The 20,370-nt window shown below is 49.3% G+C and carries 24 protein-coding genes and 2 pseudogenes; 21 read left to right on the top strand and 5 right to left on the bottom strand.

Translation table 11 applies throughout. The features are described from left to right. The first annotated feature begins 6 nt into the window (after nt 1–6). The 5 genes from PTE_RS26440 (at nt 7) to PTE_RS08740 (ending at nt 2,946) form a co-directional block, all read left to right on the top strand. Nucleotides 7–531 (top strand): hypothetical protein, encoded by a 525-nt coding sequence (locus PTE_RS26440; protein ID WP_245219023.1) that lies wholly within the window; start codon nt 7–9, stop codon nt 529–531. Next, entirely contained in the window at nt 528–1,103 is a 576-nt protein-coding gene (locus tag PTE_RS26435) for a DNA cytosine methyltransferase (protein WP_245219022.1), read from the top strand. The genes PTE_RS26440 and PTE_RS26435 overlap by 4 nt, the downstream gene beginning before the upstream one ends. Next, nucleotides 1,103–1,756 carry a hypothetical protein gene (locus tag PTE_RS08755; protein WP_036845158.1) on the top strand — a complete coding sequence of 218 codons (654 nt, stop codon included), beginning with the start codon at nt 1,103–1,105 and terminating at the stop codon, nt 1,754–1,756. Before PTE_RS26435 ends, PTE_RS08755 begins: the two co-directional genes overlap by 1 nt. Nucleotides 1,757–1,816: 60 nt before the next feature. Next, on the top strand, nt 1,817–2,434 hold the full coding sequence (locus tag PTE_RS08750) for a hypothetical protein (RefSeq protein WP_036845156.1): 618 nt from the start codon (nt 1,817–1,819) through the stop codon (nt 2,432–2,434). A 233-nt stretch (nt 2,435–2,667) separates the two neighbouring features. Beyond that, nucleotides 2,668–2,946, top strand: coding sequence for a hypothetical protein (locus tag PTE_RS08740; protein ID WP_036845221.1), 279 nt, complete (start codon nt 2,668–2,670; stop codon nt 2,944–2,946). Nucleotides 2,947–3,009: 63 nt separating this feature from the next. On the opposite strand, the gene PTE_RS08735 is transcribed toward PTE_RS08740, so the two are convergent. The 4 genes from PTE_RS08735 to PTE_RS08720 are packed head-to-tail and all read right to left on the bottom strand — an operon-like array spanning nt 3,010 to nt 6,446. Then, the gene (locus PTE_RS08735) at nt 3,010–3,414 is read right to left on the bottom strand and encodes a hypothetical protein (RefSeq protein ID WP_036845152.1); all 405 of its coding nucleotides are present in this window, start codon (nt 3,412–3,414) and stop codon (nt 3,010–3,012) included. Between the two features lie 10 nt (nt 3,415–3,424). Then, nucleotides 3,425–5,614, bottom strand: coding sequence for a DNA topoisomerase III (locus PTE_RS08730; RefSeq protein ID WP_036845149.1), 2,190 nt, complete (start codon nt 5,612–5,614; stop codon nt 3,425–3,427). After that, a complete protein-coding gene (locus PTE_RS08725; protein ID WP_036845147.1) occupies nt 5,614–5,847 on the bottom strand; it encodes a hypothetical protein in 234 nt (77 codons plus the stop codon). The genes PTE_RS08730 and PTE_RS08725 overlap by 1 nt, the downstream gene beginning before the upstream one ends. Then, the gene (locus tag PTE_RS08720; protein ID WP_036845145.1) at nt 5,829–6,446 is read right to left on the bottom strand and encodes a hypothetical protein; all 618 of its coding nucleotides are present in this window, start codon (nt 6,444–6,446) and stop codon (nt 5,829–5,831) included. The genes PTE_RS08725 and PTE_RS08720 overlap by 19 nt, the downstream gene beginning before the upstream one ends. Before the next feature lie 167 nt (nt 6,447–6,613). On the opposite strand from PTE_RS08720, the gene mobH reads away from it, so the two are divergent. The 9 genes from mobH to PTE_RS08680 all read left to right on the top strand — a co-directional run bounded on the left by mobH (nt 6,614) and on the right by PTE_RS08680 (nt 14,828). Beyond that, nucleotides 6,614–9,583, top strand: coding sequence for a MobH family relaxase (mobH, locus tag PTE_RS22785; protein WP_051477307.1), 2,970 nt, complete (start codon nt 6,614–6,616; stop codon nt 9,581–9,583). Then, nucleotides 9,580–11,445 (top strand): conjugative transfer system coupling protein TraD, encoded by a 1,866-nt coding sequence (gene traD / locus PTE_RS08710; protein ID WP_081738191.1) that lies wholly within the window; start codon nt 9,580–9,582, stop codon nt 11,443–11,445. Before mobH ends, traD begins: the two co-directional genes overlap by 4 nt. A gap of 49 nt (nt 11,446–11,494) precedes the next feature. Beyond that, nucleotides 11,495–12,040 carry a hypothetical protein gene (locus PTE_RS08705; protein WP_245219020.1) on the top strand — a complete coding sequence of 182 codons (546 nt, stop codon included), beginning with the start codon at nt 11,495–11,497 and terminating at the stop codon, nt 12,038–12,040. Next, a complete protein-coding gene (locus PTE_RS08700) occupies nt 11,997–12,626 on the top strand; it encodes an IncC plasmid conjugative DNA transfer DtrJ family protein (protein ID WP_036845140.1) in 630 nt (209 codons plus the stop codon). The genes PTE_RS08705 and PTE_RS08700 overlap by 44 nt, the downstream gene beginning before the upstream one ends. Before the next feature lie 9 nt (nt 12,627–12,635). Beyond that, a complete protein-coding gene (locus PTE_RS08695; RefSeq protein ID WP_036845137.1) occupies nt 12,636–13,082 on the top strand; it encodes a hypothetical protein in 447 nt (148 codons plus the stop codon). A gap of 9 nt (nt 13,083–13,091) precedes the next feature. After that, nucleotides 13,092–13,469 (top strand): hypothetical protein, encoded by a 378-nt coding sequence (locus tag PTE_RS08690; protein ID WP_036845134.1) that lies wholly within the window; start codon nt 13,092–13,094, stop codon nt 13,467–13,469. Nucleotides 13,470–13,699: 230 nt separating this feature from the next. Further along, nucleotides 13,700–14,131 (top strand): hypothetical protein, encoded by a 432-nt coding sequence (locus PTE_RS08685; protein WP_245219018.1) that lies wholly within the window; start codon nt 13,700–13,702, stop codon nt 14,129–14,131. Nucleotides 14,132–14,311: 180 nt separating this feature from the next. Then, nucleotides 14,312–14,455 (top strand): hypothetical protein, encoded by a 144-nt coding sequence (locus PTE_RS25680; RefSeq protein ID WP_165577083.1) that lies wholly within the window; start codon nt 14,312–14,314, stop codon nt 14,453–14,455. A 10-nt stretch (nt 14,456–14,465) separates the two neighbouring features. After that, entirely contained in the window at nt 14,466–14,828 is a 363-nt protein-coding gene (locus PTE_RS08680) for a hypothetical protein (RefSeq protein WP_245219017.1), read from the top strand. A 177-nt stretch (nt 14,829–15,005) separates the two neighbouring features. Here the strand turns inward: PTE_RS08680 and PTE_RS24495 are convergent. Beyond that, nucleotides 15,006–16,351, bottom strand: a pseudogene (locus PTE_RS24495) (IS1182 family transposase); the annotation flags it as partial. A 278-nt stretch (nt 16,352–16,629) separates the two neighbouring features. Between PTE_RS24495 and PTE_RS08665 the strand changes: the two are divergent. From PTE_RS08665 to PTE_RS27230, 7 genes and pseudogenes are all read left to right on the top strand, one after another. Further along, complete coding sequence (locus tag PTE_RS08665; protein ID WP_036845125.1) at nt 16,630–16,815, top strand: hypothetical protein; 186 nt, start codon at nt 16,630–16,632, stop codon at nt 16,813–16,815. 71 nt (nt 16,816–16,886) lie between these two features. Continuing rightward, nucleotides 16,887–17,492, top strand: coding sequence for a 5'-deoxynucleotidase (yfbR, locus tag PTE_RS08660; RefSeq protein ID WP_036845122.1), 606 nt, complete (start codon nt 16,887–16,889; stop codon nt 17,490–17,492). Then, nucleotides 17,485–17,895, top strand: a complete 411-nt coding sequence (locus PTE_RS08655; protein ID WP_036845119.1) for a hypothetical protein — start codon at nt 17,485–17,487, stop codon at nt 17,893–17,895. The genes yfbR and PTE_RS08655 overlap by 8 nt, the downstream gene beginning before the upstream one ends. 57 nt (nt 17,896–17,952) lie before the next feature. Then, the gene (locus tag PTE_RS25670; RefSeq protein ID WP_165577082.1) at nt 17,953–18,114 is read left to right on the top strand and encodes a hypothetical protein; all 162 of its coding nucleotides are present in this window, start codon (nt 17,953–17,955) and stop codon (nt 18,112–18,114) included. Nucleotides 18,115–18,183: 69 nt separating this feature from the next. Beyond that, nucleotides 18,184–19,035, top strand: coding sequence for a hypothetical protein (locus PTE_RS08650; RefSeq protein ID WP_036845114.1), 852 nt, complete (start codon nt 18,184–18,186; stop codon nt 19,033–19,035). Nucleotides 19,036–19,475: 440 nt separating this feature from the next. After that, the gene (locus PTE_RS08645; protein ID WP_036845112.1) at nt 19,476–19,862 is read left to right on the top strand and encodes a hypothetical protein; all 387 of its coding nucleotides are present in this window, start codon (nt 19,476–19,478) and stop codon (nt 19,860–19,862) included. Nucleotides 19,863–20,040: 178 nt separating this feature from the next. Further along, nucleotides 20,041–20,352, top strand: a pseudogene (locus tag PTE_RS27230) (primase-helicase zinc-binding domain-containing protein); the annotation flags it as partial. Nucleotides 20,353–20,370 lie beyond the last annotated feature (18 nt).

The raw sequence follows: 20,370 nt of genomic DNA, 5'->3' as shown, positions 1-20,370 counted from the left end.
GATGTTATGGGGTTCAAGCCAGGTATGGGCATCGCCGTTGAAACTGGGGAGAGTATGGGCGGTTTTTCGGTGATACCAGCGTCTGATGAGCTACAGACACACCTAGTTTATCAGCGTCGGTATCAGCCAAAGAGTCGCTCCAATAACCCGCTGGAAACCGTCATTGAGTTTTCAGGGCAAGGGCTCATAGATAAGAGCTTCCCTCGTTATACAGAGCGTTTCCACGTCGAAATGCGGAAAGGCCGGGTTATTTTCACTCCTGTAGCAAACAGAGCTTTTGCTATTGCTGATCGATTCAGAAAAACCAGCCCTTTCCGTGCTTTTGTGGCATTGACTGGTGGGGTCGATATTCATGTAATGGAGGCGCTTGGCTGGAAAGCTGAGATTGTGCTGGAGCACCGCCCAGTCGAAGCCAGAGACAAGGCCTCTGGTCGGAATTTGAGTGAAGTACATGCGCTCAACACGCTGGTGAACAGCTCCCCGCGTATCTTGCTTAATGAAGACATTCATCATTTGGAGCTGGGGCGATGATGGGCGTCACTCTGCGGCGTATGGGGTACTTCCTTACTGAGATGGTTTTGAACGGTCTTGATTTCGGGGCTTACCAGGGACGAGAGCGCTATTACATGGTGGCGTCGGTATTCCCCGGATTCGTTCCACCGAAACATCAGAAGAGAGCTGGTGGACGGCTGTGGCCGGTGATCGAGAAGCACCTCGGAGATTGCACTGACGTGACAGGGTTAAAGTCAATTAAGGCCAGAGAGTCAACATCTCGTAGGATGCCAGCATTCTTGACGAGAGAAAGTGTCAGTTGCCCGACCATTCTCAAGTCTCAGGACCGTGGGGTAAAAGACGCTGTGTACATCCAAGACGGCGGACGCATTTACAAGCCATCGGTCGATTTGGTTCAAGAGCTGATGTCGATTCCTGAGAGCTTTGATGTGTCGTGGATGGCAAAAGAACAAGCAACAGAAACGCTTGGGCAAAGTGTGGATTACAGATTGCATTCGGCGGTTATGGCCGCAGTTAGGGACCACCTGAATGTTAATTGCGGTCGCCATACCGTGGTACAGCACGGTATCAGAAGTAAGGAAGGTAGATAATGGCAGTCATTTACTATGGCGAGGGAACCCATGACGCCGGTTTTGTCGGTTTCCGTGTCGCTCGAACAATTGGGGTCGCGGATGATTACAGGCAGGAATACTTCTCCTTGAGAGAGTATTCCTACGCAACGGCTCATCGGCTGGCCTACAGCTTAGACCGAAAGTGGGAAGATGAGGCAGAAAAGGTTAAGCGCCAGAATAAGACTTGTAAGCGGCGGCGTAACTCCGGGCCAAACATCATTGCAGAGGGGTTGAGAGCTTATATCGGTATCGAGAACAGGAGTCGGATGGGGGGGAAGACAACCTACTTTACACCTTGCTTTCTCGTCACAAAGCCAGGTTACGGCAATGGGGATATTGCTTTCCGGGTTTCTACTCATGGCTACAATGAAGCCTATGAAAAGGCGGTGGAAAAGTATTGTGAGATCCACAACCTTACAGACGAGCAGTATGTTGAATTGCTTGACCGTATGCCAAGTAAAGAGGTGTTCACTGGCTACCTGCTGGATGCTCTTCTAATGCGCGGCCATCGCGCTACAAAAGCAGAAATACTGAGTAAGTTGGGTTCAGTGGAAAATGAAGGGGGCATCGCCAATGGCAAAGGGGAAAGCGGCCCGAACAGAATTCGTGGCCCAGAGTATCGGTGGGCGTAACAATCAAGCCACCAGCTATTTGAACGAGAAGATCATAAATTTATACAAGTAGGAGACACTATGTTTTTTGATAACAACGCAGGGGATCATACGTTCGTTATGGGAACAAGTGGAAAAGGTAAATCAGTCTTTTCCGAACAAGCCAGGAAAAATGCGAGGCAGCGCGATGATCTGCTGGTGGATACTGAGATGTACCGTGAAGGTCGAGGGTTGAAACCATACGAGCATGAGTACGCTCGTCGCATAGTTCTGGGGCTAAGTGGACCGTTGCCGCGTGAACTGCGTGGAAAGCCGGTGACGGTTATCTCTGATGTGTCCAGGCCTAAAAAAGTAAAGTGTCAGCCAAAGCAAGTTGTTACAACCGCGAATGGAGTTACCCTTGAACGCCAATTGGTGGCCGATGCCAGGGACCAGTTGGAAATGCAAACAGGCATCTGGCTCAAACAGCCGCAGCTCATCGAGCTGATGGAAGAGTCTGGCATAGATGAAACTCTGGCCGAGTTTGGTGAGGCTGAAACACAGATCAGAGAAATGCTGGCGGATGCGTTGGCTATGAAACTGGTGGGCCGCTCATGGCCTACGTGTGGAGCTCTTTATAATGCGGCAGATAAGTCCGACGTCAGTTTTTCCGCCGAACTTGATGTTGCTGCCAAAAAAGCTGGATACATGGTTCGTTAAATGGGATTTGGTGTGGACAAGATAGATCGGCAAAGTTGGCTTGTTAAATTCAGGCGAGCGAAGTGTCAAGATACCTTAAATACTATGAGGGACGCGGCCATTTGCAACTACGAGGGAAATATTCGTGTTATTGCGGATATTATACTGGCTCATGAAACAAGAGAGACGGAAATTGAAAAAGGAGTTTTTTGCCGGATGCCTCGATGCCCCAAATTTACTCCCTAAGTGTGATTATGAAAAAACGAATACTTCATCTGCCAGTAAAAAAGATTTACTTCGATCAAATTAAGTCTGGAGAAAAATCAGATGAATATCGCCTCGTTACCGAGTATTGGAAAAAGAGGCTTGAAGGCCGTGATTATGATGAAGTCTATGTTAAGTGTGGCTATCCAAAGGCTGGCGACATGTCCAGGATAGAAGTTAGGCCTTGGCGTGGTTTTTCTCAGATTATTATTACGCATCCTCACTTTGGGTCGGACCCGGTTGAAGTATTCGCCATTCATGTGAATTAGAGTGAGTTGCAACAAAGAAATTTAGTCAATTGAAATTAGGGGCCGGTCATCAGGCCCCTTTTTTTAATCTTCTAAAAGCGAGCAGTTGAGTTCGGATAGCACCTTTTCGTAGGCGCTATTTTCATTTGCTTTTCGCAGTTCTACCATCTCTACAATGAATGGGGTTAGGGCCAAAGATTGTGGCTCCCAGACACGGTTACACATATCGGCCATGTGGGCATTTACATCAGTAATGACGTAAATAAATTCAGGAAGATCTTTTAGACTTCCCAAAGCCTTTGCCATATCAACTGCTTCCGTGGTCTGATAGCTATGATTACTTTTCAGTCCAGAAGTAAGCGGCATTATGGTTTGCGCCAAATAACTTGCTGACGCAGCCATTAATCCAGATGAAATACTTTTACCTGTATCTTCGGTAATGGCTGAACTTGTGGTTAGTATGGTAGCTAAGATGATTGATCCGAACATAGTTAATTCCTCATTCTAAGTCTGATTTTTTGAAAGGCATTGTGCCTTTGCAGTCTGGATAAGCTGTGCAACCCCAAAACTTAGAGGCTCGTTTTTTACCTGGTGCTTTCCCTTTTCTAAGGCGCATAGGGCTACCGCAATCCGGGCAGTCTGGGCAATCCTCCGCAGCGATGCGCTTCTCGGGTTTACCTCTATTATCAGGGAATGTTTTTTTACAAGCCTCGTTCTGACAACCCCAGAAGAAGCCATTTTTACCTCTGATTCGGTGCATCTCTCCACCACAGTTAAAGCATTCGTGTGAGGGAGGTTTCGCGCCTTCAAATGCTTTAGCCATCGCGCCACCTTCTTTTGTCAGAACTGGCGAGGCCACTTTGAGCTGATCGACCATCTGGCAAATCCAAGTGGAAATCTGTTTCATGAAGACAGACATGTTTCCGGAGCCACTGGCGACTTTTTCAAGCTCTTGTTCCCAGGCCGCAGTCATGCCAGGTGACTTGATTGCTGGTGGAAGCACAGCGATAAGTGCATGAGCCTTATCTGTTGCAAGCAGAACCTTTTTCTGACGCTTGAAATAGCCTTTATCTACAGCTCCCTGGATGATGCTGGCGCGTGTTGCTGGAGTGCCCAAACCGGCTGTGTCTTTGAGGATCTGCTTGAACTTCTCCTCAGTCACAAACCGGGCAATGTTCTCCATCGCGGCAAGTAATGTGGCTTCTGTGAAGTGTGGTGCTGGCCGCGTCATTTTGTTCATCAGCTCAGTACCATTGAGCAAGGCAGGTTCGCCCTGACTAACCCTGGGGAGCTTCTCCTGTTCAACCGGCGCGTCCGTATCTTCTCCTTCATCCTTGGGGCTACTTTCGCTGTCAGAAGCAAACAAAACCTTCCAGCCTTGTTTGGTCGGAGTCTTACCAGAAGCGGCAAAGAGGTGACGTCCACACTGCACCTCGATGGAGGTTTTGGTGAACTCGAACTCGCTGTAGAACTGCGCGATGTAGAAACGACGGATGGCGTCGTAGAGATTTAACTCGATCTCAGACATGGCACTGATGTCTGTTCTTGCTGGTGTTGGAATGATCGCGTGGTGCGCGGTCACTTTAGAGTCATTGAATACTCTGGCCTTGCGGTGAGGGTCTGCGCCAGCCACCAGCCCCGAGACGTTTTGATCGGACAAAATTAGCGCCTGTAGGATGTCAGGAATGTCTTCCTTTTGGCTCTCTGGCAGGTAACGACTGTCGGTACGAGGGTAGGTTGTTGCTTTGTGTGTTTCGTACAGAGCTTGGGCTGCATCAAGCACCTGCTGGGCTGTATATCCCCATCGTTTACTTGCGTATTGCTGCAATGAAGTCAGATCGAAGGGAAGGGGAGCAGACTCTTTTCCAGGTTTTGTCTCTGCCTTGCTGATAACGGCATTGGCACCGTTAACCTGAGAGGCTACCTGCTCGGCATAGGCCTTATTGATACATCGGCCTTGTTCGTCACTACACTCCTCTGGCGGTATCCACTGAGCGGCAAACTGACCATTTTGCACGGATACGTTCACGCCCAGAGTCCAGTATGGGGAGGGTGTGAAACCCGCGATCTCTCGATCTCGTTGACACACGAGAGCGACAGTAGGTGTGATGACCCTACCTACGTGAAGGGTATGGTTGAAACCTACGTCTCGTGCCAGCACGGTATAGAGTCGGCTTACGTTCATTCCCACCAGCCAGTCAGCACGTTGCCTTGCCAGTGCAGCGTAGTAGAGCGAAACTGTTTCTTTGCCGTCCTTGACGTTATTCAGCGCTTTCTTGATGCTCGACTCATCGAGTGCAGTCAAGCAAACCCGACGGATAGGACCAGAGTAGCGGAATCGATCCAAAAGCGAACGGGCGATAGCTTCGCCTTCACGGTCGTAGTCGGTAGAGATGTAGATGGTGTTGGCCTTTTTTACTAGGCCTTCAACGATTTTGTACTGCTTTAGCGCACTCTTGCGAACGTTGTACCGCCAGGATTCAGGAGCAATGGGAAGAGTCTCCAGTGACCATGACTTGTATCGTTCGTCATAGTCGTCTGGCATATACAATTCCAGAAGGTGGCCGAAGGCCCAAGTAATAACCCTGTTTCCTCCATCGTGGATAAACCCATCCCCCCTTTGGGAGGCTTTCATTACTCCTGCCAAGTCTTTGGCCTGAGAAGGCTTTTCGCAGATATAAAGGTCCATTACGCAGCTCCCTTCATCTTTGATTCCAGATTCGCCAGCTCGGTCCAGTTTTGGGCAAGAACTTTTATCTCGGGATAGTCTCTGGAAAGGTTTTCGAGGACTCCAGAAATGACATAGGCCGCTTCGTGGGTATTACCCCTCGAACCAGCCTCCTGGAGCATGATTAATAAAGCGTCGAAGAGCTCAGCCTTTCGGCCAGGCTCTGTGTGATTTCTTATTTCAGAGCTTTGCATGGGTTCACCACAGAATAGGGACGGACTGAATCGCGCACAATACGGCGATCTGCGTCTGTTACGGCCTGACTGGAGCAAAAGTGCGTCCAGGCATTCAGGTAATCTTGGTAGTTATGAGTGGGCGGTATGCAGCCAGTCACAACGTCTTGGGGGATGTTCGTGGCACCTTCACCCTCAATAAAGCGCCAATCGTGCTCATCCATGCCCTTGCCGCTATCGCAATAGCGTTCCCAGCGTGACAGCTCATACAGCGAGTAGCCTTTACCTTTGTTCATGGACTTGAAGGTATTGATGGCTTCGCCTACATCCCCCTGTTGCTTTATTCCAACCGGTGTTTTAACTGCATCATTGGAATCATCTTTGGCCTTGTTGATCGTTGCGCTGACATTACCGTCGCCCAATACATGGATATAACCCGGTTGGCGTAATGCCGCACCACCGCGCCCCATGTTGTCCCATGCGATAGAAAGTTCCCGGTTAACTCGGGCAGGTTTGTCATTCTCCGCAGGGGATACCTGGGATTGGGGTTTTTGTTCAGGGGCGTTAGAGGCACACCCGGCCAGAATTGCCACTCCCAGAATTGCTAACAGTTGTCTCATCGTGTCGTTCCTCATTAAAAATTGTCGATGAACCCATTCTAAAAGGGGGGAGATGGAAAGCTGGTTTCTCAAACTGCCCAAATTGGACAGATAGGCGTGTGTGCGATCTAAACGTGTTTTGAGAGCATGTACTGACGAAAAATACGATAGGAATATGGTCAACCTACATGCTGAAAGCCCTGAACAAGTTATTTGGTGGGCGAGGTGGAGTGATCGAGACCGCGCCAAGCGCCAGAGTGTTGCCGCTTAAAGACGTGGAAGATGAAGAAATCCCTCGATACCCGCCTTTTGCCAAGGGTCTGCCAGTGGCCCCACTAGACAAGATACTGGCAACCCAAGCTGAACTAATTGAGAAAGTGAGGAACTCTCTCGGTTTCACTGTGGACGACTTCAACCGGCTTGTTTTGCCGGTGATCCAACGGTATGCCGCGTTTGTTCACTTGCTGCCAGCTTCCGAATCTCACCATCACCGTGGAGCTGGTGGGTTGTTCCGGCATGGGCTTGAAGTAGCCTTTTGGGCAACTCAGGCATCTGAGTCGGTTATTTTTTCAATCGAGGGGACGCCTCGGGAACGCCGCGACAATGAACCTCGTTGGCGACTGGCTAGTTGCTTCTCCGGACTCCTGCATGATGTTGGCAAACCGTTGTCAGATGTGTCCATTACGGACAAAGACGGATCGATTACATGGAATCCTTATTCAGAGTCTCTTCATGACTGGGCGCACCGTCACGAAATAGATCGTTACTTTATCCGGTGGCGCGATAAGAGACATAAAAGGCATGAGCAATTCTCGCTGCTGGCTTGGCATCGAATTATTCCGGCTGAGACGCAGGAGTTTCTTTCTAAGTCAGGCCCTTCCATCATCGAGGCGATGCTTGAAGCTATTTCAGGAACAACTGTCAATCAGCCTGTTACAAGGTTAATGCTTCGTGCTGACCAAGAGAGTGTTTCAAGGGACCTTCGCCAAAGCCGTCTCGATGTTGATGAGTTCTCTTATGGTGTTCCTGTAGAGAGGTATGTGTTTGATGCTATCCGTCGTCTGGTGAAAACTGGGAAATGGAAGGTCAATGAGCCTGGCGCGAAAGTTTGGCATCTAAACCAAGGTGTTTTCATCGCATGGAAACAACTTGGAGATCTCTATGATTTGATCAGTCAAGACAAAATCCCCGGCATTCCAAGAGATCCAGATACGTTGGCCGACATTCTCATCGAGCGCGGTTTTGCTGTGCCAAACACGGTGCAGGAAAAAGGCGAACGTGCGTACTACCGCTACTGGGAAGTTTTGCCTGAGATGCTCCAGGAAGCGGCTGGTTCCGTGAAGATCCTGATGCTCCGTCTCGAATCAAACGACTTGGTGTTTACCAATGAGCCACCATCAGCAGTTGCAGCAGAAGTTGTTGGAGACGTTGAGGACGCTGAGATTGAGTTCGTTGACCCTGATGAGAGTGATGACGATCAAGATGAAGACGGAGCGGCTCTGAACGATGACATGTTGGCCGCAGAACAGGAAGCTGAGAAAGCTCTAGCCGGTCTCGGTTTCGGTGATGCGATGGAAATGCTGAAAAGCACTTCAACGGAACCCGAAGGTACACCGGTCCAAGGCGCGGCTGAAACAAAGGACTCGCCTAAAGCAGCACCAGCCACAACACCAAGCAAGGGAAAACAGGTTAAAGCTAAACCCAAAAAAGATACGGAAGAACAAACAGAGAAACCTGAGACAAAAGAAGAGTTGTCCCCTCAGGACATCGCCAAAAACGCGCCACCGTTGGCGAACGATAACCCACTGCAAGCCCTCAAGGATGTTGGGGGTGGGCTGGGTGACATCGACTTCCCATTTGACGCATTCAACGCATCGCCTGAAACAGGCAGCGCTGACGCAGAGAGCCTTAAAAACACCAACGAGGCAGAGCTCGAACAGCCTAAACCTGACTTCGTTCCGCAAGAACAAAACTCCCTACAAGGCGATGACTTCCCCATGTTTAGTGGTTCAGATGAACCTCCGTCATGGGTGATTGAACCATTACCTATGTTGGCTGTTGAGCCAGAAGATACTTCTGCCACAACAGAACTGTCACAAACGGACAAACCTAACCAGCAGGAAAAGGACGCTAAGACATTACTGTCTGAGATGCTTGCTGGCTATGGCGAAGCATCTGCTCTGCTTGAACAGGCGATTATGCCTGTTCTGGAAGGGAAAAAGACGTTGGGAGAGGTTCTATGTCTGATGAAGGGCCAGGCCGTCATCTTGTACCCAGAAGGTGCTCGGTCATTAGGTGCGCCGTCAGAAGTCCTCTCAAAACTATCCCATGCTAATGCGATTGTTCCAGACCCGATTATGCCTGGTCGTAAAGTCCGAGATTTCAGCGGTGTGAAAGCTATTGTGCTGGCGCAACAACTTTCAGATGCAGTCGTAGCGGCCATCAAGGAGGTAGAAGCGTCAATGGGTGGATACCAGGACGTCTTTGAACTTGTGTCCCCTCCTGATTCTGATGTCAGAAAGAGCAAGTCTGCTCCGAAGCAACAAAGCAAACCGGCACAGAAAAAACCACAACAACAGAAGCATGATGCTGAATCAGGGCAAGCTGCACTGGCAAAAGACACGAAAGGAAAAACTGCTCAGAAACCTCAAAAGGAGAAAAAAGGTGACACCTCCTCTGTGGTTGAGGGGCATGAACACAAGCCGATTGAAGAAAAACAGAACGTGGCTCGCCTTCCTAAGAGAGAAGCTCAACCCGAAGCTGTTGTAGTTACCAAAGTTGAGCGTGAAAAGGAACTGGGTCACATCGAGGTGCGAGAAAGGGAGGAGCAAGAGGTGAGGGAGTTTGAACCGCCAAAGGCTAAAACAAACCCGAAAGACATCAAAGACGAAGACTTCTTGCCGCCAGGTGTTACCCCTGAGAAAGCGATTCTTATCCTCAAGGACATGATCCTGAAACGCTCGGGGAGATGGCTAGTTACACCTGTCTTGGAAGAAGACGGCTGCTTAGTAACGAGTGATAAAGCGTTCGACATGATTGCCGGGGAAAACATCGGCATCAACAAACACATCCTCTGCGGGATGTTGAGCCGGGCACAGAAACGCCCTTTGCTCAAAAAACGTCAAGGAAAATTGTATTTAGAGGTAGATGAAACATGACAATGAGTTATGACCCGCTCGCCTACGAGATGCCGTGGCGGCCTAACTATGAAAAAAATGCTGTAGCAGGCTGGCTTGCTGCGTCCGGTGCTGCTTTGGCCGTGGAGCAGGTCAGCACTATGCCTCCAGAGCCCTTTTATTGGATGACGGGGATCTGTGGAGTGATGGCAATGGCTCGTTTGCCTAAGGCTATCAAGCTCCACTTGCTCCAAAAGCATTTGAAGGGCCGAGACTTAGAGTTTATCTCTATTACGGAGCTCCAGAAGTACATCAAGGACACGCCGGAAGATATGTGGCTTGGTAGTGGATTCCTGTGGGAAAACCGTCATGCCCAGCGCGTGTTTGAGATCCTTAAACGAGATTGGACCTCTATCGTCGGAAAAGAATCGACGGTTAAAAAGGTTGTCCGAAAAATACAGGGTAAGAGAAAAGAGTTGCCAATCGGTCAGCCTTGGATTCACGGGGTTGAGCCAAAAGAAGAAAAATTGATGCAGCCTCTCAAGCATACAGAGGGGCACACTCTAATTGTAGGGACCACCGGCTCGGGCAAGACCCGTATGTTCGACATCCTGATCTCACAGGCTATTCTGCGTGGGGAGGCCGTGATCATCATTGACCCGAAAGGGGATAAGGAGATGCGGGATAATGCCCGACGTGCCTGTGAGGCTATGGGACAACCGGAAAGGTTCGTCTCATTCCATCCAGCATTCCCAGAAGAATCTGTGCGTATTGACCCTCTACGGAACTTCACCCGTGTGACAGAGATAGCAAGTCGTTTGGCCGCGTTGATCCCGTCAGAAGCAGGAGCTGACCCGTTCAAATCATTTGGTTGGCAAGCACTGAACAATATCGCTCAGGGTTTGGTAATCACTCATGACCGTCCTAATCTGACAAAGCTCCGTCGCTTCCTTGAAGGTGGAGCTGCTGGTCTGGTTATCAAATCCGTTCAAGCCTACTCCGAACGAGTGATGCCTGATTGGGAAGCAGAAGCTGCGGCTTACTTGGAGAAAGCCAAAAATGGTTCTCGTGAGAAGATCGCTTTCGCTTTGATGAAGTTTTATTACGACGTCATCCAGCCTGAACATCCAAACTCAGATCTTGAAGGTCTGCTGTCGATGTTCCAACACGACCAAACTCACTTCTCCAAAATGGTGGCGAACCTTCTGCCAATCATGAATATGCTTACTTCTGGAGAGCTTGGGCCGCTCCTGTCGCCAGACTCTTCTGATCTTAGCGATGAACGTCAAATCACCGACTCCGCCAAGATTATCAATAACTCCCAAGTAGCTTATCTGGGACTCGACTCTCTGACCGATAACATGGTTGGTAGTGCTATGGGGTCCATTTTCCTGTCTGACCTGACAGCAGTTGCGGGTGACAGATACAACTATGGGGTCAACAACAGACCCGTAAACATATTTGTGGACGAGGCTGCTGAGGTGATCAACGACCCATTCATCCAGCTTCTGAACAAGGGGCGCGGCGCGAAACTTCGTCTCTTCGTTGCAACCCAGACTTTTGCTGACTTCGCTGCTCGACTGGGTAGCAAAGACAAAGCACTCCAGGTGCTGGGGAACATCAACAACACTTTTGCTCTTCGTATTGTTGATGGAGAAACCCAGGAATACATCGCGGATAACCTGCCGAAGACCAGGCTCAAGTATGTCATGCGAACCCAAGGCCAGAACTCCGATGGTAAGGAACCCATTATGCACGGAGGCAACCAAGGCGAGCGTTTGATGGAAGAGGAAGCGGATCTATTCCCAGCCCAGCTACTTGGGATGCTTCCTAACCTGGAATACATAGCCAAGATTTCAGGCGGAACCATTGTTAAAGGCCGTCTGCCCATATTGACCCAATAAGAGTAGAGCTATGTGTGACAAGAAGTATAGAGATTACGAGGTAGCCATCATGGTCGATGTAAACCCTTTTGACAGGGTTATGAATGAATTGAAAAGTCGTGGCCGCAAGAACGCTCATATCTTGAGCATCCTTCAATTCGACTGGCCTGCATCAGAGGTCATCATCGAGAAGCTAAGCTGCTACATCACAGACGGGATTAAGGCGAATCAGGAGCCAGTGATTTACCCGATCATCGAAGAAGCTCTGCATCGCTACAGCCAGCTCGTGTTTCATGAGCAGAGAGAGAAATACGAAGACCCTGCCAGGATTGGGGCATTTTTGGAAACCCTGATCACTGAAACCTGTCGTGCGCTGGAAGTGCAAATTGTCGATAGTGGCGGTAATTCATGGTCCGTAGATTCAGGAGAGTCATTCTCCCTGTGGCTTTCTTCTCATCCAGGAGAATTATCCATTAACTCGCAGCCCCATGAAGATGAGACCTCTTTGCGTGGCTTGCTGTATGAGCTCATCACCTGTGAGAGCGTGAAAACTGTTTTAAGGAGGACTGACTATGAAGAAGCCGTGGTTACTGGTCGCATGGCTGCTGGTTATTGAAATGCTGGCAATATTGCTGTTAATCCCAGGTGATTGGACAGACAAAGCAATTAAACGGGAATCTGTGCTGGTGGAACAGAGCCTTGGCACCGAAGCCAGAGACTGGATACAGGACAAAGCATCTACTTGGTTCCGGTCGGGCATTATTGATTCAGGATTCTACGAAGGTATGTACCAAACTCTGATCCCATCGGAAGAGGAGCGTCAGAAGTCCAAGGGGATGCAAGACATGGGTAAGGGTTGGTTTGCGTGGGTCAAAGGGCGCATGGAGGCGTTAGTCAACGTCATTTATCAATTTTACACGAGACTGGCTCTGTTGACTGCGTGGACTCCCTATATGCTCATCCTGTTTGCGCCTGCTGTGTATGACGGGATGATGACCTGGCGTATCAAGCGAACCAATTTCGATTATGCAAGCCCGGTTCTACATCGTTATAGCGTTCGCGGAACAATGTACCTGATGGCTGGTTTGTTTATCGCTTTTTTCATCCCTATAGCTCTTGACCCGGTTGTTATTCCGCTGACGATGATGACTTGTTGTGTTCTTGTCGGCCTGACGTTTGGCAACTTGCAGAAACGTGTATAGGAGGGGGTGATGAGTTATGCCGTTTTTAACCAAGATGGGGTGCATTTGTGTGACATCCCGTTGAACGTTTATCAGGTGTTGCGGCGCCAGTCTTTGTCATCATTGTGGCTTTACTGGGCGCAGAGCATGAACTTGGTGAAAATGTTAATTGCTTGCATGGGGAAAATGGTCTTTGTTATGCCAATAGCGTGGTTTTGGGTGCTGGTGGTATGCCGCTTGATTGAACCTGAACGTATCGCTGATGTGTCAGACCTTTTCTCTCCAAACACAATTGGGTGGGCCGCTGGTGCGGCCATCACTATCGTTATTTACTCCGTATTTACAGGACCGGCTATGTACGGATACCACAACTTCTTCAAGCAGCATATCTGCTCAAGAGTAAAGCAAGTAACGCCGGAACTCAGAACAGTCACTGGGCCACTGTTCTTCTACCGAAACGAAATTGGAATGATATAGAGAGGAACCATGAACGTAACCAAGAAAATTCATCTGCTGGTGCTGGGATTGTTTATGACCGGTACTACCATCGCAGCACTTGATGTGCTCAATGACGACGCAAAGCTCAAGAACCTTGAGAAGGTGTGTCCTGACTGTGAAATGGTGGCAAAAAATGTGCTCAACCTTAGGGTTCAAAACTGCCAGCTAAGAGACACCTCCAGTACAATGATGATAGGCACTATGCAAAATGATCCTATGTTTTCGTTTATGCTGGCGGTACACACAGCGGCTGGCACTGAGGCATACAAAACAGTGGTTGGTGCCGCTGCCAACCATGTTGACTGTGAAAACCCGTTGAACTGGATCAAGCTGACCCAGCAAGCAATTAAAGGAGGCAAAACCTAATACGTAAAAGAGATTTCTTTTTTGGAGATGTGTATGAAGGGAGTGGAGGAGCCACTTTACGACTGAGTGATATGGAGTCCCTGGCAAGAAAAGTGTCAGCAGAGTTCTTCACCGCACAACTGAATCGAATGTTGAAAGAGCATGACGGTTGGTTGACGATTAGCGATGGAACGTCGTACCCCAGCTTTTGGAGTTTCATCGACAAGGTTGATACCAAACAGGTTGGTTTTGTGGAAATCTATGCGCGTCAAGATGTCAACGATAATGTGGAAGCCACGTTGGCGTGTGACATCGTTTTGGTTAATGGTGTGATCACCGTTAAGCCACACTGGTGTGCTTACAAGGACATCCGGGCTGACGAAGTAATCTCCACATTACTGGTGCCTTTGCATTTGAAAGCTCTCCAGGATAAGGCTTACATCCGCTGGGATGATGGTGAAACTGAACCTCTGCTACAAAACGACTACTATCAGGCTGAACTTGAAAATGTGTTTCTGGTTTCCAAGTACCCATCAGCCATGAGCTGGGGCGATACAGCAGACCAGAAGGTTAAGCAGTACAAGATGGACCTTGAGTGCGCCACGGACGTTGGCCGTCGCGGTGTCTCATCAGAGCAAGCATGGGATGCTTATCGAGAACTCCGGCACAACAGAACAATGTGAAACAGGCGGCCATTGGCCGCTTTTGAACTTTCACATGTGAAAGTTTTTCTCCCCATCTTTTCTTCCCCTATCGAATAAACATCCTCAAGGTGCCCAAAATGGGCCGTAACAGCACTGTGCCGACATTGTTCAATTAAGAGACGATTACTCCGGGATGACGACAAGTTATTTGGAGGGTCTATGTCCACTCAAACTCACGTCAGAGAAAGCGAAAGCTCTTCTGGCTCATTCATCTCCTGGCAGTTTCTCGTCTGGCAGGTGATGTTCGCTATCGGTGTTGTTGCAGGGGTTAACTTGGAACACGCCTTCAATTTTCTTGGTTAAGGGGGGGGGCGTGAACGCAAATAAACAGTTTTTTTGGTTCCTGATGAACGCGGTGCTGATGTGCATCTTCATCGTTCCAGTGGCGGTCGCGTTTTGGTTGTCTGCTTTTGCGGCAGGGTTCGACTGGAATCAGTGGGTTAAGCTGGCTGTCGAGGCGGCCAACAGAGCAGCAAGTGACCCGGCCAAGGCTCTGGGCACTGTTCAGACCTACTGGGGCATTTTCAGTTTCTTCCTGCTGGCGGCGTACAGTCTCATGTTCAAGTTTAAAGCCAATGCCAACAAGGAAAAGGAAGCGCAGGGAGCTATCCGTCCGGCTAATGAAGTTGGCGTGCTGCTTCGGACGGATACTCGGGACGGTTCCTCAAATCAATAACCGATCCGGTAAACGCAAAAGGGGGGGCTCAGGCCGCCTCAAACTGCTGACAAACCTCGTTGAAAGTAACGGGGTTTGTCGTTATCACTCATTATCTTCCGATTTTTCCTTATAGATACCCGATACTCCCTTTTCCTGCCAGGATTGGCTTTCTGCCCCATGACATTCACGGGTAAACCACCCATAAAACCAATAAAGTGCCGCCACCAGTAAAGCTATTTTCTTGATATTTTGTGCTGCCTTTCCTTGCCACACTGTATCTGAACCGGCGCAACCCCGAAAAAGGGGATAACGATGATGTTGATGATGCTTTTATTCGGCATCCCTCCGTACTATCGGTTGTTTTCGGAAATTGTGGTCCTTTTGGCCCCCCGGAGGTTTTTGGATTTCTCTGGCCTTTTCTTTGCCCGTTTCCCAGAATGCCGTGTGATGGTTTTTCCCTTTTTCGCCCGGGTACAGGCCGCCCCAGCGCAATTCTGGCAAATACCCGCCGCCGTCCGGTAATAACGGTATCCCTGACGACTTGTGGTGGTATAAATCAGCTTTTCGCCCTGCGGGCAAACATAGCAATCCTGTTGCGGATCATAAATAAATTGTTTCTTTTGAAAGAGATTCGGCCCTTAGTTTGGGCGCCGATAACTGATGACCGGTGTCAGACCCAGCTCCAGGGTCAGGTGGCAAACTGGGGCCGTAAAATAGCCTGCATCCAGTACGATGGCGACCGGATTAAGCGGAAATCGATCCAACTGACGCGTCAGACGCCCTATCAAGGGCTGGCTGTCGTGGACATTGCCCGCTGTGGCATAGGTATCCAGAATAATATTGGCTTTTCCATCCACGGTACGGTGGTCGAGATAGAAGAATCCTTTGGGTTTGTTCGTCCGGTGCATAAACCCGCTTTCCGGGTCAGTCGTACTGACTTTGGTCTGTCTTGCCGTCCTTATGCCTGCTCAGGCTTTTTTTCCGGACTTAGCCCGGTCTTCATTCACTGCTTTTTCCAACTCGTCCAGATAAGCGCCCGAAGGAACGGGACGCAGAATACTGTCGGATTGATGGGGATTGGCACTGGCTTTCAGATGAGTGCTGTTTGTATAAAGTTCCCGGCCGCCGACAAAACCTCTACCGATAGCCTGTTCGACAATGTTGTCGAAAATGTGCTGGAACACATCGGAATGGTTGAATCGGCGCCGCCGATTCTGGCTGAGCGTGGAGGCATCCGGGACTTTCTCTGTCAGCCCGAGCCGCAAAAACCAGCGGTAGGCCATATTGACCTGAATTTCCTGCACCAGCCGGCGTTCGCTGGGGATGCCAAATAAGGACATCAGTAACATCATCTTAATCAGCATAACCGGGTCTATCGCCGGGCGGCCATTATTGTGGCAATACAAAGGGGCAACTAAGTCCCGGATAAATTCGAAATCAACGGCGGCATCGACTTTGCGAACTAGGTGATTTTGAGGCACGAGGTCATCGAGTGAGAGCGTTTCGGGGGGAAACGTCTGGGGAGGGGGGATTCTTAACATGGCGGCAAGCTCCGTCGGGTAAACGGAATTTGATTAAAGCAAAGTGCCGGATAAAAAACCAGCACTTTGTCAATACTCTGGGCCCTCCTTCGGGAGGGCTTTTTCTTTTGCACCCCAAAAGGGCAATTACAGCGTTTACCCTTTTAGGTAGCTGTCATACTCTTTGCTCATTGTCAGCGCTTGCTGGCTATAACGGTAGCTGGCCCAAAACAGCAATAACCTAACCCCTCGGGAGGCAACCCCTCCTGGGTTCTCTCCCATAACCAAAGGAGAGAAGCATGAGCCTAGTGGACCAACAACGAAAGACCCAGAGTGAAATCAACGATGAAATCATTCTGGCCGTCAAAGAGGTGTTGGCTACCAACTCAGTCGGTTTAGCCCGTGAGTTTGTTGGGTGTGTCCCGCAAGATCATCCATTCCATCCGTTTTTACTCGTTATAGCTAAGCAGCTTGACCCGAGATAACTAAGTAACCCAACCGGGTACACCAAGGCCCGGTCGGCTTTGGTGTACCTCCAACCAATTTTGGAGGCACTATGTCTAATTCAAATTTCGGCTTTTTAGCTCTGGCCTTGCGCCAACGCCTGATTAAACGCTGGTCACTGATGCACTCTGTTCAACCGGAGTCTGTGTTGGAGCACAGCGCTGTTGTTACCTTACTTTCCTACCTGGCTGGCAATATCGCTATTCAGCAAGGGAAGTCGGTGGATCTGGCAACCATGCTTGCTCATGCTTGTTTGCATGATGCGGCCGAGGTTCTCTGTTCGGATGTCGTAACGCCAGTCAAGAAAGCAAATGCTGTTTTGCAGCGTGAGTTTGAACGACTGGAAAAGGCCGCAGAGGACAAGCTCATCCAGACTCTTCCCGCAGAACTCCAGGATGCAGTTGCCATAGCCTTCGCTCCCGGTGGCTATGAACAATCACTGGTTAAGGCCTGTGATACCTACTCCGCCTACATCAAGTGCAAACTTGAGGTGGCCACAGGTAATGGTATTGAGTTCCAGGATGCTCTCAGCAAAATGGAACGTGTTGTTGCTCAGGTGAAATCTGACTTCCCGGAAATCGACGCTCTGGACAAATGGTTTGGTGACGGACTCGGCCATTCAGTAGATAAACTACTGGCAGGAGGTAACGATGACTAAGGGATTTTGGCAGCTTATCGACAAAGACGGTGTAGTTGTTCGTCAAAGAGAGGGTGATTCGGATAGTGAGTCATATATGAGGTCGAGTGTTTGGCTCGTCCCTTCAAATATGCGCTTACATTTCACTATAGAATCCGAATTTATTGAGCCTTGGAAGTTTTTTGGGGCTCATAAAAAAGGAACTCTTGTAACGATTTATAACCAATTAGTCGATGCTGATGAGCATATTGATATTGTCAATAAAGTACGTTCGCTAGATGAAATTCAGCCTCATTTGGGGATTGAGATTAAGTCTTTTGAAATATTGATAGACGATATAGATAAATTCACTTTTGACCATAAAGATTTCCAAGTGTGGAATGCTTATATTGGTAAGGAGTGGGTCGGTACGTCAGAATATTAAACCCACCAGGGACTCGCTTTCCCCTGATGGGAGGAGTCTCCCGTTAAGGAGATATAGATGTCCAAGACGATTAGATGTCCAGTTTGCTTTTACCATGAAGCACTTCTGGAAAATGAAAGCGCGGCACCGAATACGCCAGAGTACATGACTGCTGTTTATTGCCCCGCTTGCGAATCAGGCATTAATGATTTAGACGAGCCTCTTAACGAAGCTCTGTAAATACGAACCCCACGGGGGACATCAGTCCCTGAGGGGATGGTGTCTCCCTCTGAAACTAAGGAGATACCAATGATTAAACAGCATTTTCAAAACGAACTGGTTAAATGCGGATACCCGGATGATCTGACGATTGAGTACAGTCTCGGGTACTGCCAGGGTGATGGAATGGCCTTCTATGGGGATTTGAGCGTTGATGACGTCAAAGCTCTCATGAATCGCCTATTCAGCACTGAGCCCGGCCAAGTGGATGCTGTCAGCCGCGTGAAGAACCTGATGGCGCAGAAAGACATTGAAAATATGCTTTCTGTCCTCCGTGAGTATGGTTCCTGTGACCTGTCCATTACTCGGAATAGTCACGGGCATCACTACAGCCATTGGAACTGCATGAACATCGACGACAACGTGGACTTCACAGGGATCTTCCCTGATGATGATTCCATGCTGGGCACCGGCATTGAAGGGATCAACCAGGATATGGTCGAGCGTTGGCAAGACCTCTGGGAGCGCTTTGTGTTGGAGCTGGCGGATGATGTGAAAAGTCTTTCCAAGAAGCTCGAATCGGACGGGTACTCGCTGATCGAGGCCTCTCCATGCGAAGATGAAGTGGTTTGGGAACGGACCACTGAAAGCTACCTGGTGCGTGTTACCGAACTCCCTGAGCGGGATTTCGATATGGGCCACTGGGATGACGAAGTAAGAGACCAAACAATTTGTTCTATCCTAGAAGGGAAAGAGCGAGTGCTTGGCCTACGTGTTGAGGTACTCTCTCGTGAAAACGAGATTGTCCTAGGTGAAGAGAGTCTGCACGGTTTGACCGTTGCCAGTGATGACAAGAGCTACGCTGGTTACAGACGAGAACTTCTCCGGGGAGCTATCCAGCAAACTAGGGACTTTTTCTCTCGCCACCTCAAAGCGGCATAACAAGGCAGGGGGAAACCCCTGCTTTACTTCCCAAGTCTTCTTACTCATGGTAAAGCCATCAGTAAGCAGATTTTGTCCTCCCTGAGGGCGAAAACGTGCGATAGCTGGTCGCCAAAAACAAACAGCAAATTAACGTTAATTTATTAATCCCTGCGGGAGTCTATCTCCTGCTGGAGATACCTCCCGTTATTTCTGGAGGTATCCATGAACAAATTCCAAGATTTTAAGTTGGTTTATCGTCAAAGTGGTCGTCGCTTGGAGCGTGTCTTTACGGACACTCTTTACGTGAATGTGAAGCGTGTCGCTGACTCGTTTCCTCCGACCGTTCTTTGGCGCATCCTGCCAGAGTAAAACTCGGAACCTTAAAGCTTTTCAATACCCCATGCGGGTACACTTTCCCGCACGGGGTAGGTGTACCCATTAACTTTGGAGTACACCTTATGAACCAAGTAGCTAAATTGGACCTCGCCAAAATCCGTCAACAAGCCATCAATGATGGACTGCTGGTGGACCAATCTTCCCTCGGTAAACAAGCTGGTTTCCTGACGAATGTGGCAGTAACCCCGGCAATTGTCGATGGAGTATTTGGTGCAGATGGTAAGCACTCGGTAGATGACTTCCTCTTTATGTTTTTGCAGCTTTGTGTTGCTCAAACAAAGGTGGCTTTTACCGACAACAAGAACTGGGGAAAGATTCGTCTTTACTACCCCATGCCTACTGTAGATGGCTTTTTCAAACCAACTGAGGTTGTGATTAAGTCAGATCCTGTAACCGCAGATGTCACAGTCATGATGGCCTCGGAAGAGGGCACTCATTTGTGCTTGTGATATTCACAAAAATCGCCTCCGTTTCGGGGGCGAGTTTTTTAAACCCCTTGCCGGGGAGAACTCCCCGGCTGGGGAGCCTCCTTGGCACATCCTCCCGGTGTCGGGGTTTCCTTAAAACCCTGGCGACGGGGGGTTTAAGGAAGCCTCGATGCTGGGGTTCACGCTAAGGAGAAAACCTATGTCTTACTACAAAGCTGACACCGTTCGTGAAGCTGCAAACGGAAACTGGCTATTCATCCTGGCGGCCCTAGCGCCCCATCTTGAACCAGCTCTCCGTAAACCTGGTCGTCATGTTTCTTGCCCTATCCACGGCGGGAAAGATGGCTTCCGACTGTTCAAAGATGCTCACCTGACTGGTGGCGGCGTATGCAATACATGCGGTGCCAATCATGACGGTTTTGAGCTGCTGATGTGGCTCAATAATTGGGATTTTAAGCAGTGCCTGAGTGAGGTTGGTGATTATCTGGGAGTTGAGAAAGAGCAACCCCAGTATCAACAATCCGCTGCA

The sequence above is a fragment of the Photorhabdus khanii NC19 genome (assembly GCF_000517265.1).
GTDB lineage: Bacteria > Pseudomonadota > Gammaproteobacteria > Enterobacterales > Enterobacteriaceae > Photorhabdus > Photorhabdus khanii.
Note: the sequence above shows the minus strand (reverse complement) of the source record. Positions and strands in the feature narration are given on the sequence as shown.